Source organism: Streptomyces sp. NPDC029466 (assembly GCF_055574515.1).
Window position 1 is genome coordinate 18,790 of sequence record NZ_JBVHZH010000057.1, and the last position, 13,656, is coordinate 32,445.

General features: G+C 73.7%; 9 protein-coding genes. 7 read left to right on the forward strand and 2 right to left on the reverse strand.

All coding sequences use genetic code 11. The features are described from left to right. Nucleotides 1-265: 265 nt before the first annotated feature. Entirely contained in the window at nt 266-3,256 is a 2,991-nt protein-coding gene (locus tag ACZ4XD_RS32400; protein ID WP_468048036.1) for a beta-N-acetylglucosaminidase domain-containing protein, read from the forward strand. A gap of 72 nt (nt 3,257-3,328) precedes the next feature. Here ACZ4XD_RS32400 and ACZ4XD_RS32405 read toward each other — a convergent pair whose 3' ends face one another. Beyond that, on the reverse strand, nt 3,329-3,865 hold the full coding sequence (locus ACZ4XD_RS32405; protein ID WP_018538909.1) for an HNH endonuclease: 537 nt from the start codon (nt 3,863-3,865) through the stop codon (nt 3,329-3,331). 290 nt (nt 3,866-4,155) lie between these two features. On the opposite strand from ACZ4XD_RS32405, the gene ACZ4XD_RS32410 reads away from it, so the two are divergent. The 4 genes from ACZ4XD_RS32410 to ACZ4XD_RS32425 all read left to right on the forward strand — a co-directional run bounded on the left by ACZ4XD_RS32410 (nt 4,156) and on the right by ACZ4XD_RS32425 (nt 9,392). Next, nucleotides 4,156-5,244: a mechanosensitive ion channel family protein gene (locus ACZ4XD_RS32410; protein ID WP_468048012.1), complete on the forward strand. Its 1,089-nt coding sequence runs from the start codon at nt 4,156-4,158 to the stop codon at nt 5,242-5,244. A 290-nt stretch (nt 5,245-5,534) separates the two neighbouring features. Next, complete coding sequence (locus ACZ4XD_RS32415; protein WP_468048014.1) at nt 5,535-6,728, forward strand: ROK family transcriptional regulator; 1,194 nt, start codon at nt 5,535-5,537, stop codon at nt 6,726-6,728. Between the two features lie 313 nt (nt 6,729-7,041). After that, nucleotides 7,042-8,325, forward strand: a complete 1,284-nt coding sequence (locus tag ACZ4XD_RS32420) for a 6-phospho-beta-glucosidase (protein WP_468048038.1) — start codon at nt 7,042-7,044, stop codon at nt 8,323-8,325. Next, a complete protein-coding gene (locus ACZ4XD_RS32425; RefSeq protein WP_468048016.1) occupies nt 8,316-9,392 on the forward strand; it encodes an N-acetylglucosamine kinase in 1,077 nt (358 codons plus the stop codon). Before ACZ4XD_RS32420 ends, ACZ4XD_RS32425 begins: the two co-directional genes overlap by 10 nt. An 839-nt stretch (nt 9,393-10,231) precedes the next feature. Here ACZ4XD_RS32425 and ACZ4XD_RS32430 read toward each other — a convergent pair. Beyond that, nucleotides 10,232-10,924 carry a FadR/GntR family transcriptional regulator gene (locus ACZ4XD_RS32430; RefSeq protein WP_398834544.1) on the reverse strand — a complete coding sequence of 231 codons (693 nt, stop codon included), beginning with the start codon at nt 10,922-10,924 and terminating at the stop codon, nt 10,232-10,234. 269 nt (nt 10,925-11,193) lie between these two features. Between ACZ4XD_RS32430 and ACZ4XD_RS32435 the strand changes: the two genes are divergently transcribed. Together ACZ4XD_RS32435 and ACZ4XD_RS32440 are read left to right on the forward strand one after the other, a co-directional pair. Next, a complete protein-coding gene (locus tag ACZ4XD_RS32435) occupies nt 11,194-12,567 on the forward strand; it encodes a hypothetical protein (RefSeq protein WP_468048018.1) in 1,374 nt (457 codons plus the stop codon). Nucleotides 12,568-12,593: 26 nt separating this feature from the next. Beyond that, nucleotides 12,594-13,607 carry a glutamate ABC transporter substrate-binding protein gene (locus tag ACZ4XD_RS32440; RefSeq protein ID WP_468048020.1) on the forward strand — a complete coding sequence of 338 codons (1,014 nt, stop codon included), beginning with the start codon at nt 12,594-12,596 and terminating at the stop codon, nt 13,605-13,607. The last annotated feature ends 49 nt before the right edge of the window (nt 13,608-13,656 follow it).

The following is a 13,656-nucleotide window of genomic DNA, read 5'->3' on the forward strand; positions in this document are numbered from 1 at the left end:
TCCCCCACCCGCGGCACCTGACGAAAGCCGTACGTATGCCGTCGTAGGGGACGCCGCCATGGCCTTATTGACACCCTCACCGCCACAATGGTGGGCTCACGGCCGAAGGTCTGTCCGAACGGGCATCGGCGGGGAAATGGGGCGCCGGTGCGGACCGGCGAGTGATGGACGGGGACGAGGAGCAGCCGTGCGAGGCCGGGGCGTATGGAGCGGCGGAAAGATCGGTAGGGGCGGCAAGGGGAGCGGCGCGGGCGCCCGCGCGCGGGTGGCGGGGACCACCGCCCTGGCCGCCGCCGTCATCGGAGGGCTGCTCGGCGGGGCGCCCGGCGCCCAGGCCGCGCCCGCCGACCCCGCCATCGGCACGCCCGACCAGCCGGACCGCCCGGCCGGCGCGGGGCGCACACCCGCGGTCTGGCCGCGCCCCCAGTCGATGCGGGATCTCGGCGCCCCGGTGCCCCTCACCCGCGAGGCGGCGCTGGTGGCGGCGCCGGACACCGACCCCTACGCCCTGGACGTGCTGCGCGGACTGCTGCGCGACGCCGGGGTGCACACCGTGCGGACCCTGGCGCCCGGCGACCGGCTGCCCGCGGCCGGGCCGGTGATCCGGGCCGGCGGCGAGCAGGCCGCGGACGCGCTGCGGGCGCTGCGGGCCCCGGCCCGCGGGGACCTGCCCTCCGGCGGCTACCGGCTGGCCGTGGGCCAGGTCGCGGGCCGGGACACGGTCGCCCTGGACGGCGTCGGCCCGGACGGCCTCTTCCATGCCGCGCAGACGCTGCGGCAGCTGGTCACCGAGGGTGCGGACGGCGGGCGGGAGCTGGCCTCGGTCGCCGTACGGGACTGGCCCGGTACGGCCGTGCGCGGCACCACCGAGGGGTTCTTCGGGCAGCCATGGAGCCGGCCGCAGCGGCTGGCTCAGCTGGACTTCATGGGGCGCACCAAGCAGAACCACTATCTGTACGCGCCCGGCGACGACCCGTACCGCCAGGCCCGGTGGCGCGAGCCCTACCCGGCCGCGCAGCGCGACGACTTCCGGGCGCTGGCCGAGCGGGCCCGCGCCAACCACGTCACGCTGGGCTGGGCCCTCGCGCCCGGCCAGGCGCTGTGCTACTCGTCCGAGGAGGACCTGCGGGCGCTGCGGCGCAAGGTGGACGCGATGTGGGCGCTGGGCGTGCGCTCCTTCCAGCTCCAGTTCCAGGACGTCAGCTACAGCGAATGGCACTGCGACGCCGACGAGGACACCTTCGGCTCCGGCCCGCGAGCCGCGGCCACCGCACAGGCCAAGATCGCCAACGCGCTCTCCGCGCACCTGGCGGAGCGGCACCCGGAGGCCGGGCCGCTGTCGCTGATGCCGACCGAGTACTACCAGGACGGCTCGACGACGTACCGCAGCGCGCTCTCCGACGCGCTCGGCGACGGGGTCGAGGTGGCCTGGACCGGTATCGGGGTGGTCCCGCGGACCATCACCGGCGGGGAGCTGTCCACCGCCCGCCAGGCGTTCGGCCACCCGCTGGTGACCATGGACAACTACCCGGTCAACGACTACGCCCAGGACCGGATCTTCCTCGGCCCCTACCGGGGCCGTGAGCCGGCCGTCGCCACCGGCTCCTCGGCGCTGCTCGCCAACGCCATGGAGCAGCCGCTCGCCTCCCGTATCCCGCTGTTCACGGCCGCCGACTATGCCTGGAACCCCCGCGACTACCGCCCCGCGGAGTCCTGGGACGCGGCCGTCGACGATCTGGCGGGCGGTGATCCGCGGGCCCGGGCCGCGCTGCGGGCGCTGGCCGGCAACGACTCCTCCTCTGTGCTGGACCGGACCGAGTCGCGGTATCTGCGAGTGCTGATCGACCGCTTCTGGGCGGCCCGCGAGGCGGCGACCAACCACGGCCGGCCCGGCCAGGACGCGGACCTCGCCAAGGCGGCCCGGAAGCTGCGGAGCGCGTTCCGGACCATGAGCAGCGCGCCCGACCACCTGAACCCGGATCTGGCCGCCGAGATCCGCCCCTGGGCCCAGCAACTGGCCCGCTACGGCACCGCCGGCGCGCACGCCGTGGACACGCTGATGGCGCAGGCACACGACGACGGCGGCACCGCCTGGTCCGCCCAGCGCACGGCGCAGCGGCTGCGCAAGGAGATCGCGCGCAGCCCGGCGACGGTCGGCAAGGGGGTGCTCGCACCGTTCCTGGAGCGGGCGATGACCGAGGCCGACGCCTGGACCGGCGCCCGCCACGAGACCCCCGAGCCCGACGAGGACACCGGCCCGAGGTCCCTGACCGTCCCCTTCGAGCGGGCCCGCCGGCTGGCCGCGGTCACCGCCCTGACCGAGCCGGGCGCCGCCGCGCGCGCCGTGTCCCTGGAGGCGCACGTCCCCGGCGAGGGCTGGCGCCGTCTGGGCCGGCTCTCCGCCACCGGCTGGACGGAGTCGCACACCCCACGGCTGCGGGCCGACGCGGTACGGCTGACCTGGGCGAACGGCGCGGAAGCACCGTCCGTCAAGGCGCTCACCCCCTGGTTTGCGGACACCGAGCGGGCCGGGCTCGAACTGTCCCGCGAGGAGGCGGACGCCCAGCCCGGCGACAGCACCACGGTGGACGCCCGGATCTACTCCCGCCGCCCCGCCGACGTCCACGAGAAGCTGACGGTCAAGGCACCCAAGGGCTTCACCGTGCACGCCCCCGGCGAGGTCACCGCACCGCGCGGCGGCACCGCCACGGTCCGCATCACGGTCGACGTCCCCGAGGACGCCCCCTCCGGGACGTACGAGATCCCGGTGGACATCGGCGGCGCGCGGCAGACACTGACGGTGCGGACCTATCCGCGCACCGGCGGCAAGGACCTGGCGCGCGGCACCGTCGCCACCTCCTCCGGGGACGAGACACCCGACTTCCCGGCGTCCGCGGCCACCGACGGCGATCCAAGGACCCGCTGGTCGTCCACCGCCGAGGACGGTGCCTGGCTCCAGTTCGCGCTGGCCCACCCGACCCGCCTCGGCCGGCTCGTCCTGCACTGGCAGGACGCCTACGCCGCCGGCTACCGCGTCCAGGTCTCCCCCGACGGCCGCACCTGGCGCACGGCGGCCACGGTCCGGGACGGCAAGGGCGGCCGGGAGTCCGTCCGGATGGACGCCAAGAACGCCCGGTTCGTCCGCATCCAGGGCGACAAGCGGGCCACCCGCTTCGGCTACTCGCTGTGGTCGGTGGAGGCGTACGCGGTGCAGGAACCGCGCGGCAAGGACGGGCGCGGCAGGAACAGGCACTGAACGCGTCCGGGGGCCGTGGGGAGCCGCGCACACGGCGCCGCCCCCACGGCCCCCGGACGGAAAATCCCGGACCTACGCCGATACGGCGTCGATCCGGGCCAGGGCGTCATCCGCGCCGTACGGCTGCAAATACGGCAGCCAGCGCGGGTCACGATGGCCCGTACCGATGATCCGCCACGCCAGCCCTGACGGCGGGGCGGGCTGATGCCGCAGCCGCCAGCCGATCTCGGCGACATGGCGGTCGGCCTTGACGTGATTGCAGCGCCGGCAGGCGGCGACGACGTTCTCCCAGGTGTGCTGACCTCCGCGGCTGCGCGGGATGACGTGGTCGACGCTGGTTGCGACGCCACCGCAGTACATACAGCGCCCGCCGTCACGGGCGAACAGCGCCCGGCGGGTCAGGGGCACGGGGCCCCGAAAGGGCACCCGCACGAATCGCTTCAAGCGGACCACGCTCGGAGCAGGGACGACACGGGTCGCGCTGTGCATCAGGGCGCCGGACTCCTCGAGGCTGACTGCCTTCTCATTGAGGACGAGGATGAGCGCGCGGCGGAGCGGTACGACGCCGAGCGGCTCGTACGACGCGTTGAGGACCAGGACATGCGGCACGGGTGCCTCCTTGTACGCCGGCGGCGCGTGGCTCGCGCCGGGACGATCTCCCCACAGTGTCCCCCGCTGCCTGGTCGGAGCGCCACCATGACCGAGTAACGGCCCGGAGGTGTTTTCCACCACACCCTCGCGGCGCTGTCCGGATCCCGCTCTTTCCGGCCCGCGCAAAACCTGCCCGTTCGAACAAGAGCGCGGACCGTTCTCATTGCCCCGTTAGTGTGGTTGGTCTGCCCGGTCCCCTGGGGTCCCACCGAGGCCCGGGTCTGCTGTCCCACACGGAAGGTTCGACTGTGTTCTGGTCCGCTTCGCCGGCCGCTGCCGCGCACCTGAGCGCCGCCACACCCGGCTCCTCCGGCCCGACTTCGCTCGACGACGCCACGGAGAAGGCCACCAACGCCGCCGGCTGGGTGCAGGAGAACTGGGGGACGTGGCTCACGTCCGGCCTGCAAATCGTGCTGATCCTGGTGATCGCGGTGGTGCTGCGGCATGTGATTCGCCGCACCATCACCAAGTTCATCGAGCGGATGAACCGCACCGCGGCCGCCGCCCAGGGCACCGCGCTGGGCGGACTGCTCGTCAACGCCGAGAGACGCCGGCAGCGCTCCGAGGCCATCGGCTCGGTGCTGCGCAGCGTCGCCTCCTTTGTGATCATGGGCACGGCCGCCCTGACGGTGCTCTCCGTCCTGAAGATCAACCTGGCGCCGCTGCTGGCGAGCGCCGGTGTCGCCGGTGTCGCCATCGGTTTCGGCGCCCGCAACCTCGTCACCGACTTCCTCTCCGGCGTCTTCATGATCCTGGAGGACCAGTACGGCGTCGGCGACGAGATCGACGCCGGGGTCGCCACCGGCACGGTCATCGAGGTCGGCCTGCGCGTCACCAAGCTGCGCGGCCCCAACGGCGCGATCTGGTACATCCGCAACGGCGAGGTCAAGCGGATCGGCAACCTCAGCCAGGGCTGGTCCACTGCCGCCGTCGACGTGGAGATCGCCGCCGACCAGGATCTCCAGCGCGCCCGCGACACCATCACCACCGCCGGTGAGGAGATGTCGAAGTCCGAGCCCTGGAACGAGCAGCTGTGGGAGCCGGTGCAGGTGCTCGGCCTGAGCGAGGTGCACCTGGACACGGTCACCATCAGCGTCGCGGCCAAGACCATGCCCGGCAAGGCCCTCGGTGTGGAGCGCGAACTGCGCTGGCGCATCAAGCACGCCCTGGACGCGGCCGGCGTCCACCTCGCCCCGCGCCCGCTCCCCGAGGACGAGGAGGCGGAGGTCACCGACCCCGCCGCCGGCATGGCCGCCCCCTCGGCCCTCAACAACCCGCTGTCCCCCCAGTCCATGGCGACGAACCCGATCGCGTCGCCGTCCAAGCTGGGGAAGTAGCCGGTCGCGGGGTGGCGACTGCGACTGCGACTGCCTGAGGGCTCCCGTGAGGGGGGAGGGGCGTACCGACGAGGTCGTTGGTACGCCCCTTCGCCATTTGTTGTCCGGGGGCCGGGGATCCGAAGGGCCCCGAGGGGGCCGGGCCGCTTGTTGCCCTTGAGTTGCTGCCCCGCTCGGCCCATTGACGCTTCGACGGCCGCGGCCTACTTTCCTGTCGGATCGATGGGAAGGTTTCTTAACAGAGGCTGGGTCGCTCGCTCTTCCCGGCCGCCGGTGAACGGGGTGAGGTCATGTCCGGTGCGCAGTCGGGGCCGCGGATCCCCGGGACGCCGCGGGTGCTGCGGGCCATGAACGACCGGGCCGCGCTCGATCTGCTGGTGTCGCAGGGCCCGTTGACCCGTACCCGGATCGGGGAGCTGACCGGGCTGTCGAAGCCCACCGCCTCGCAGCTGCTGGCCCGTTTGGAGGCCGCGGGGCTGGTGCGGACCACCGGCAACGAGACCGGGCGGCCGGGCCCCAGTGCGCAGCTGTACGCGATCAACCCGGCGGCGGCACACGTAGCCGCACTGGCCGTCGATCAGCTGGGAGTCACCGCCGCGGTCGCCGACATCACCGGGCAGGTGCTCGGCGAGGCACGGGCCGGCAGCGACGCGATCGCCGGCCACCCGCCGGACCGGACCGCCCAGCTGGTCGCGCGGGCCGTCGACGGGGCGCTGGCCAGGGCCGGGCTGGAGCGCGAGCGGCTGCACGGGGCGGTCATCGGCACGCCCGGCGCACTGGACCCGCGGACCGGCCGGCTGCGCTACGCACCCCACCTGCCGGACTGGCACGCGCGGGCCCTGAAGGAGGAGTTGGCCGAGGCGCTGGGTATACCGGTCACGCTCGAAAATGATGTGAATCTTGCGGCGGTCGCCGAACAGCATGACGGGGCCGCCCAGGGCTGCGACGACTTCGTGCTGGTGTGGGCCGACAAGGGAGTGGGCGCCGCCCTCGTGCTGGGCGGACGACTGCTGCGCGGCGCCACCGGCGGCGCGGGCGAGATCGGCTATATGCCGCTGCCCGGCGCCCCGCCGGCCCGGGGCGGCCCACGCGACGCCGCCCGGCCGGACGCGGGCGGCGGCTTCCAGCGGCTGGTCGGCGCACCGAGCGTCATCGAACTGGGCCGGGAGTACGGGTCCTCCGACGTCCGTACGGTCACCCAAGCCCTGGCGCTCGACGCGGTGCGTGCCGAGGTCGCGCGGCGGCTGGCGACCGGGCTGGCCGCCGTGGTGGCGGTCGTCGACCCCCAACTCATCGTGCTCTCCGGCGAGGTGGCCCGGGTCGGGGGCGAGGCCCTGCGCGCCCTGGTCGAGGAGGAATTCACCGGGCTCGCACTGCCCTGCCCCGCCCTGCGCCTCAGCCACCTGAACGGCGATCCGATCCTCCTCGGCGCCCTGCGGACCGCACTCACCGCGGCGCGCGACGCGGTGTTCCACACGGGCTGATGGCCGGGTCCGCGGGCCGGGCTGCCGTCGACCCGACCACCGGCCGACCACCGGCCGATTGCCGACCGCCGACCGCCGACCGCCGACCGCGTGAGGAGGACCCGCGACACCTCCCTGACTCCCCGACTCCCCGACTCCCGCAGCCGTGAAGGAAGTCCGCCATGCCGCTCGTACGGAGACGTATCCGGCTTTCCGTGGCGTCGGCCGGCGCCGCGCCGCTCGTTCCGTATGCCTTCGTCGAAGGCGCCACGCTCACCGGAGTGAAGGGCTGATCTGTATGCCGTCTCCCCAGGAACGCACCCCGCACCCCCGTATCAAGCTCGCCGTGGTCGGCGGCGGCTCCACCTACACCCCCGAACTCATCGACGGTTTCGCGCGGCTGCGTGATCTGCTGCCGCTGGAGGAACTCGTCCTCATCGACCCGGATACGGAGCGGCTGGAGCTGGTGGGCGGACTGTCCCGGCGTATTTTCACCAAACAGGGGCACCCGGGCCGGATCTCCTGGACCGGCGACCTGGACGCCGGTACCGACGGGGCCCACGCCGTCCTGCTGCAACTGCGCATCGGCGGCCAGGCCGCCCGCAACCAGGACGAGACCTGGCCGCTGGAGTGCGGCTGCGTCGGCCAGGAGACCACCGGCGCCGGCGGCCTCGCCAAAGCGCTGCGCACCGTCCCCGTCGTCCTCGACATCGCCGAACGGGTCCGCCGCCGCAACCCCGCGGCCTGGATCGTCGACTTCACCAACCCCGTCGGCATCGTCACCCGGGCCCTGCTCACCCACGGCCACCGGGCCGTCGGCCTGTGCAACGTCGCCATCGGCTTCCAGCGGACCTTCGCCACCCTGCTGGGCGTCGCCCCCGACCAGGTCGCGCTGGAGCACATCGGCCTGAACCACCTCACCTGGGAACGGTCCGTACGCGTCGCGGGCGAAGACGTCCTCCCCGAGCTGCTGTCCGCACACGGCGACACCCTCGCCGCCAAACTACGGATGCCCCGCACCCTCCTCGACCACCTCGGCGCCCTCCCCTCCTACTATCTGCGCTACTACTACCAACACGACGCAGTGGTAAGGGAGTTGCGCGGCAAACCGTCCCGCGCGGCGGAGGTCGCCGCCATCGAACGGGAGCTGCTCACCCTGTACGGCGACCCGGCGCTCGACGAGAAACCGGAGCTGCTGTCCCGGCGCGGCGGCGCCTACTACTCGGAAGCCGCGGTGGCACTGACCTCGTCGCTGCTGCGCGACACCGGCGACACCCAGATCGTCAACACCCGCAACGACGGCACCCTCCCCTTCCTCCCCGACGACGCGGTGATCGAGGCCCCCGCGACCGTGCACGCGACAGGCGCCGCGCCGCTCCCCGTGCGCCCCCTGGAACCGCAGTACGCCGGACTGATCGCCCACGTCACCGCCTACGAACAGCTCGCCCTGGAAGCAGCCCTGTTGAGCGGCACCGGCCGCAACACCGGCCGCGCCGAGGGACGCCGAGCCGTCTACTCCGCCCTCCTCGCCCACCCCCTCATCGGCCAGCTCGACCACGCGGACCAGCTCACCGACGAGCTGATCGCGCACAACCGGGAGCATCTGACGTGGGCCTGACGGGCATGGCGCTCGCCATCGACGCCGGCAACAGCAAGACCGATGTGGCGCTGGTCGCCACGGACGGGAGCATCCTCGCAACGGCCCGCGGCGGCGGCTTCCAGCCGCCAGCGGTGGGCGTCGAACGAGCGGTCGACGCCCTGGCGCCGCTGGTGGCTTCTGTACTGGCCGAGGCCGGTGTGGTGGGCGTGGCGGGGGTTGTTGGGGTGGCGGGGTCTGCCGGGGCGGCGGGGCCTGCCGGGGCGGCTGGAGGGGTAGGGCCCGTCGCGACTGGAGGGGCGGTGCCCGTCGACCATCTCTCGGCCTTTCTCGCCAACGCCGACCTCCCCATCGAGGAGGCCCGGCTGACCGCCGAGATCACACGGCGGGGGTGGGCGGGAACGGTGGCCGTCCGCAACGACACCTTCGCCCTGCTGCGGGCCGGACTGCCGGACGACGGGAAGCCGGTGGGCGTCGCCGTCGTCTGCGGGGCCGGCATCAACTGCGTCGGCATCGGACGCGACGGAGCCACCGCACGCTTCCCCTCCATCGGAAAGATCTCCGGGGACTGGGGCGGTGGTGCGCACCTCGCCGACGAGGCACTGTGGTGCGCGGCCCGCGCCGAGGACGGCCGTGGCGCACCGACCGAGCTGGCCCGTGCACTGCCTGCCCACTTCGGCCTGACCACCATGCGGGAACTGATCGAGGCACTCCACCTGCACGAGATCCCCGGCCACCGCCGCCACGAGCTGCCCCCGGTCCTCTTCGCCGTCGCCACCGCCGGCGACCACCTCGCCCGCGCCCTCGTAACCCGTCAGGCGGAGGAGATCGCCCTACTTGCCCGCGTCGCCCTGGACCGACTCGGCCTCCTCGACGAGCCCACCCCCGTCATCCTCGGCGGCGGCGTCCTGACCGCTCGCCACCCCTTCCTCCACAACCACCTGACCCAACTCCTCACACAGCACGCCCCCAAGGCCCTCCCCCATGTGATGACCGCCCCACCCGTACTGGGCGCCGCCCTCGACACCTTGGACCGAGCAGGAGCGGGGCCGGGGGCTTACGAGCGGGTCAGGGGGGCTTGGGGGTAGGGAGTGCGGGGCTGGTGGGCCTGGGGGTAGGGAGTGCGGATTGGGGATGAGGGCGGGGCGGGGGCGGGCGTTGGGGCTCGGGCGTTGAGGTTTGGGCGTCGAGCCCGCTCCCCTTTGGGGGCCTCCCCCTCCCCCACCCCACCCCTCCCCACCCCCGCCTCCACCTCACCCCACCCGCACGCTGTCCCCCCGCCAAGTCTCCGCGCGCTCCCCGGGGGCAAGCACAAGGTCCCGGCCCAGACCGCGCCCCGATGCCTGGCCCTGCCCCGCCGCAGCGGCCTCACCCGACGCAGGCGCGCCCTGGTTCGCGATCAGAGGCGGATCATGGTGCTCACAATCGTGATCCCGACCGAGATCACGACCACGACCGCACCCCTGACCACAACCACGCCCCTGATCCCGACCGCGCTCCGTAACCACGGTGACGTACTGATCCGTGTCGTTGACGATGAGGGTGGCAGAGCCGTCCAGGCGGTGAGCGAGGGGATAGCTGCCTTGAGGGTCGACGTACGTAGTACCACCGATGGTCAGAAAGCCCCTGGCCGGAGGGCTGTTGTCCGGGGTGGCGCCACTGCCCGCCGTGGCGGCGGCGCGGCCGCCGAGGAGCTTTTTCACGCGTCGCATGGCGCTGCCTCCGGATGTGTCGGGCACGGGTGGACCCGTGTCGGTCGCTGGGCGAGGATCAACCTTCGTCACTCAGCGTAGCCAGAGGTGGGTGAGCGGCGCAGCGGCGCGTGGGAGTGAACCGGGGGCGCGACGAGGTGGTGCGCACGCCGCCGGCGGGTGCGCGCGGCGGGCGGGCGGTCAGTCGTCCAGTGGCCGGGCCGGCCGCGCCGGGGTCAGTCGTCCAGGGGAAGGGCGAGGTCCCGTACGTGGCCGGCGAGGAGGAGGACGGCGGCGTCCACGGCGGCCTGGGGGTCCTGGGCGCGGATGGCGTCGGCCAGGCGGGAGTGCGGGTCGGCGGGGGCCGCGGTGGCGGTGTCCAGGCAGGCGGCGCGGCGGAGTTCCTCGCGCAGGGCGGCGCTGAGGGAACGGTAGATGTCGGCGAGGACGGGGTTGTCGCTCGCCTCGGCGACCAGGACGTGGAACTCGGCGTCGGCGGCGGTGAACGCCTCGCTGTCGTGCGCGGCGAGGGCGGCCTTGCGGCGGGCCAGTGCGGCTTCGATGCCGGCGAGTTGGGCGTCCGTACGGTGTTTGGCGGCCTGACGGGCGGCGACCACGTCGAGGCCCTGGCGGACCTGGGTGACATGGCTGAGTTCGGCGCGTTCGAGGCGGCGGCGGAGGGCGACCGCGCTGTCGTCGTCGGAGATCACGAACGTACCGTCGCCCTGCCGGGGCTCCAGGAGGCCGGCGTGCACCAGCGAGCGGACGGCTTCGCGGACCGAGGCGCGGCTGACGCCGAGGGTTTCGGAGAGCGCGCTTTCGGGCGGGATGCGGCTGCCCACCGGCCAGGTGCCGTTCACGATCTGGCCGCGGATCTCGTCGGTCGCGGTCTCCACGAGCGACACCCTGCCCTTGCGGACCGACTGCACGAGATCACTCCCCCTTCGGCGCGACACCCGGGGTCCGTTAACACCTGATGTCTGATGACTCTCCCGCCCACTGTAATGCGGGGCGCGGGGGTGCGGGGCGGGCCCGTTCACGGATCGCGATCCGAACAAGATCGGGGCATTAGCGGTGTGGGTGTCAGTGGCTACGGACATACTGCTGCCCGTGCACCAGTCCTTTTCGTGAGCGCTCCCGGGCGCTGCGCGCGGGGGCCGGTCCCGCCGTCAGCGCCCCAGGGGGAGGTTCAGGTTCCGTGTCGACCAGCAGCGTGTCACCGCCCGCCGCGGGGCGCCGGACGGCCTGGGCCGAGGGGCTGGACGAGCTGCGTGCCGCGGCGACGACCGAGCCGGGCCGGCTGCGGGTGATCGGGGCCGTACTGGCCCTGCTGGTGGTGCTGTTCGGTGCGGTGGCGGCCTGGCAGGCGGCGGACCGGGCGGCGGCCGCGGAGGATGTGGTGGAGCACAGTCAGCCGCTGACCGCGGACGCGGCGAGTCTCTACCGTTCGCTGGCGGATGCCGACACGACGGCCGCGGCGGGCTTCCTGGCCGGTGGCGAGGAGGGCCGGGCGACGCGTGACCGGTATGCCGCCGATATCCGGACGGCGTCCGCGCTGCTGGTCAAGGCGTCGGCGAACAGCGGGGGTTCGGGCGGGGCGGGCGCGCAGATCGCGAAGCTCAACGGCGGGCTGCCGCGCTATACGGGGCTGGTGGAGACGGCGCGGGCCAACAACAGGCAGGGGCTGCCGCTGGGCGGTGCGTATCTGCGCTATGCCCATGAGCAGATGCGGACGGAACTTCTCCCGGCGGCGCGGGCGTTGTACGACGCGGAGACGGACCGGCTGGCCGAGGACTACGCCACGGCCAAGGCGTGGCCGTGGTGGGCCCTGGCGGCCGGGGTGGTGGCCCTCGGTGCGCTGGGGTGGGCGCAGCGGCGGCATTACCGGCGGACCAACCGGGTGTTCAACCGGGGCCTGTTGGCCGCGACGGCCGCGTCCCTGGTGGTGTTGGGGTGGCTGGTGGCGGGGCATACGGTGGCGCGTGGGGAGCTGACGGGGTCGTATGAGCACGGTGCGCGCTCGTTGCGGGTGCTCAACGAGGCGCGGATCGCCGCGCTGCGGGCACGGGGGGACGAGAATCTGACGCTGGTGGCGCGGGGCGCGGTGCTGACGGACGGCCGGCAGGATTTCTACGAGGCCGGTTTCCGCGCGGGGATGACGGAGCTGGCGGGTGCGGGGGACCACGGTGCGGCGGCGGAGCGGAGCAGGCTGGGGGCGGCGCTGGCGCTGGCGGACGACGAGGCGGGGCGGCGTCCGGTGCGGGTGGCGCTGACGCAGGTCCGGCAGTGGCAGGCGCGGCACGCGCAGGCGCGGGCGGCGGACGAGGGCGGTGACTACGACGGGGCGCTGGCCAAGGTGATCGGCGCGCAGGGGTCCACCGGGGAGTCCTTCGACCGGGCGGCCGCCGGGCTGGAGCGGGCGCTGGTCCATGAGCAGGCGGAGTTCCGGTCGGCGGCGGACGGGGGGCGTGCGGCGCTGCGCGGGCTGCCGGTGGGAGCCGGGGTGCTGGCGGGGCTCGGGGCGCTGGGCGCGGTGCTGGGGATCGGGCGCAGGCTGGCGGAGTACCGGTGAGGGAGCCGGGTGAGGGGGACATGGGGATGCGCGCGCGAGGGCTGCTGAATCTGCGTGCCGTCCTGGCGCCGGTCGCGGCGGGGATGTGTGTGATGGCGACGGCCGCGGCGGTGCTGGTGCCGGCGCTGGGCGGGGCCGCCGGGGAGGCCGGGCGCGGCCGTGGTGGTGCGGCGGCGCCGGCGGTGACGCACCGGGCGTACGGGCCGGGGGCCGGGCCGGCGGGCGCGAAGTGCACGGCGCGGAACGCCGCGGAGAGTCTGCGGCCGTCGCCGGAGGACGGTCCGGCGGTGTCGCGGATCAAGGAGAAGGACCAGTTGGTCGTCGGCGTCGACCAGAACACCTACCGGTGGGGGTACCGCGATCCGGTGACCGGTGAGCTGGCGGGCTTCGACATCGATCTGGCCCGGGCGGTCGCCGAGGACATCCTGGGGCCGCACCCCAGGGTGGTCTTCAAGGCGGTGCCGACCAGCCAGCGGATACCGGCGCTCCAGAAGCGCACGGTCGACATGGTGGTGCGGACGATGACGATCAACTGTGCGCGCAAGGAACAGGTGGCCTTCTCCACGGCGTATTTCCAGGGGGGACAGCAGGTGCTGGCCCCGAAGGCGTCGAAGATCGCGGCGTTCGACGATTCGCTGCGGGGCAAGCGGGTGTGCACGGCGGCGGGTTCGACGGGCGAGAGCGAGCTGTCGGCGCGGCGGCACGGCGCGAAGGTGCTGACGGTGCCCAATCAACTGGACTGTCTGGTGCGGCTTCAGCTGGGTGAGGCGGATGCGGTGGTCACGGACAATGCGCTGGCCGCGGCGCAGGCGGCGCAGGATCCGGCGGTGGAGCTGAAGGGCCGGCCGTTCACGGATGAGCCGTACGGCGTGGCGATGAACAGGGGCGACCCGGATCTGGTGCGGCGGGTCAACAAGGTCCTGGACGACTACCGGGGCGACGGGGGCGCGGACAGCCGCTGGATGCGGGCGTACCGCAAATGGCTTCAGGACGATCTGCCGGGCATATCGGGGCCGCCGTCGCCGGAGTACAGCGACTGATCGCCCCAAGGAGCGGTGTGCGCGACCGATCGCCCCAGGAGCGGCCGGA

Coding starts and splice junctions, on each gene's coding strand:
- ACZ4XD_RS32415 (WP_468048014.1), top strand. CDS start 5,535: ATGTCCGGTGCGCAGTCGGGGCCGCGGATCCCCGGGACGCCGCGGGTG.
- ACZ4XD_RS32440 (WP_468048020.1), top strand. CDS start 12,594: ATGCGCGCGCGAGGGCTGCTGAATCTGCGTGCCGTCCTGGCGCCGGTC.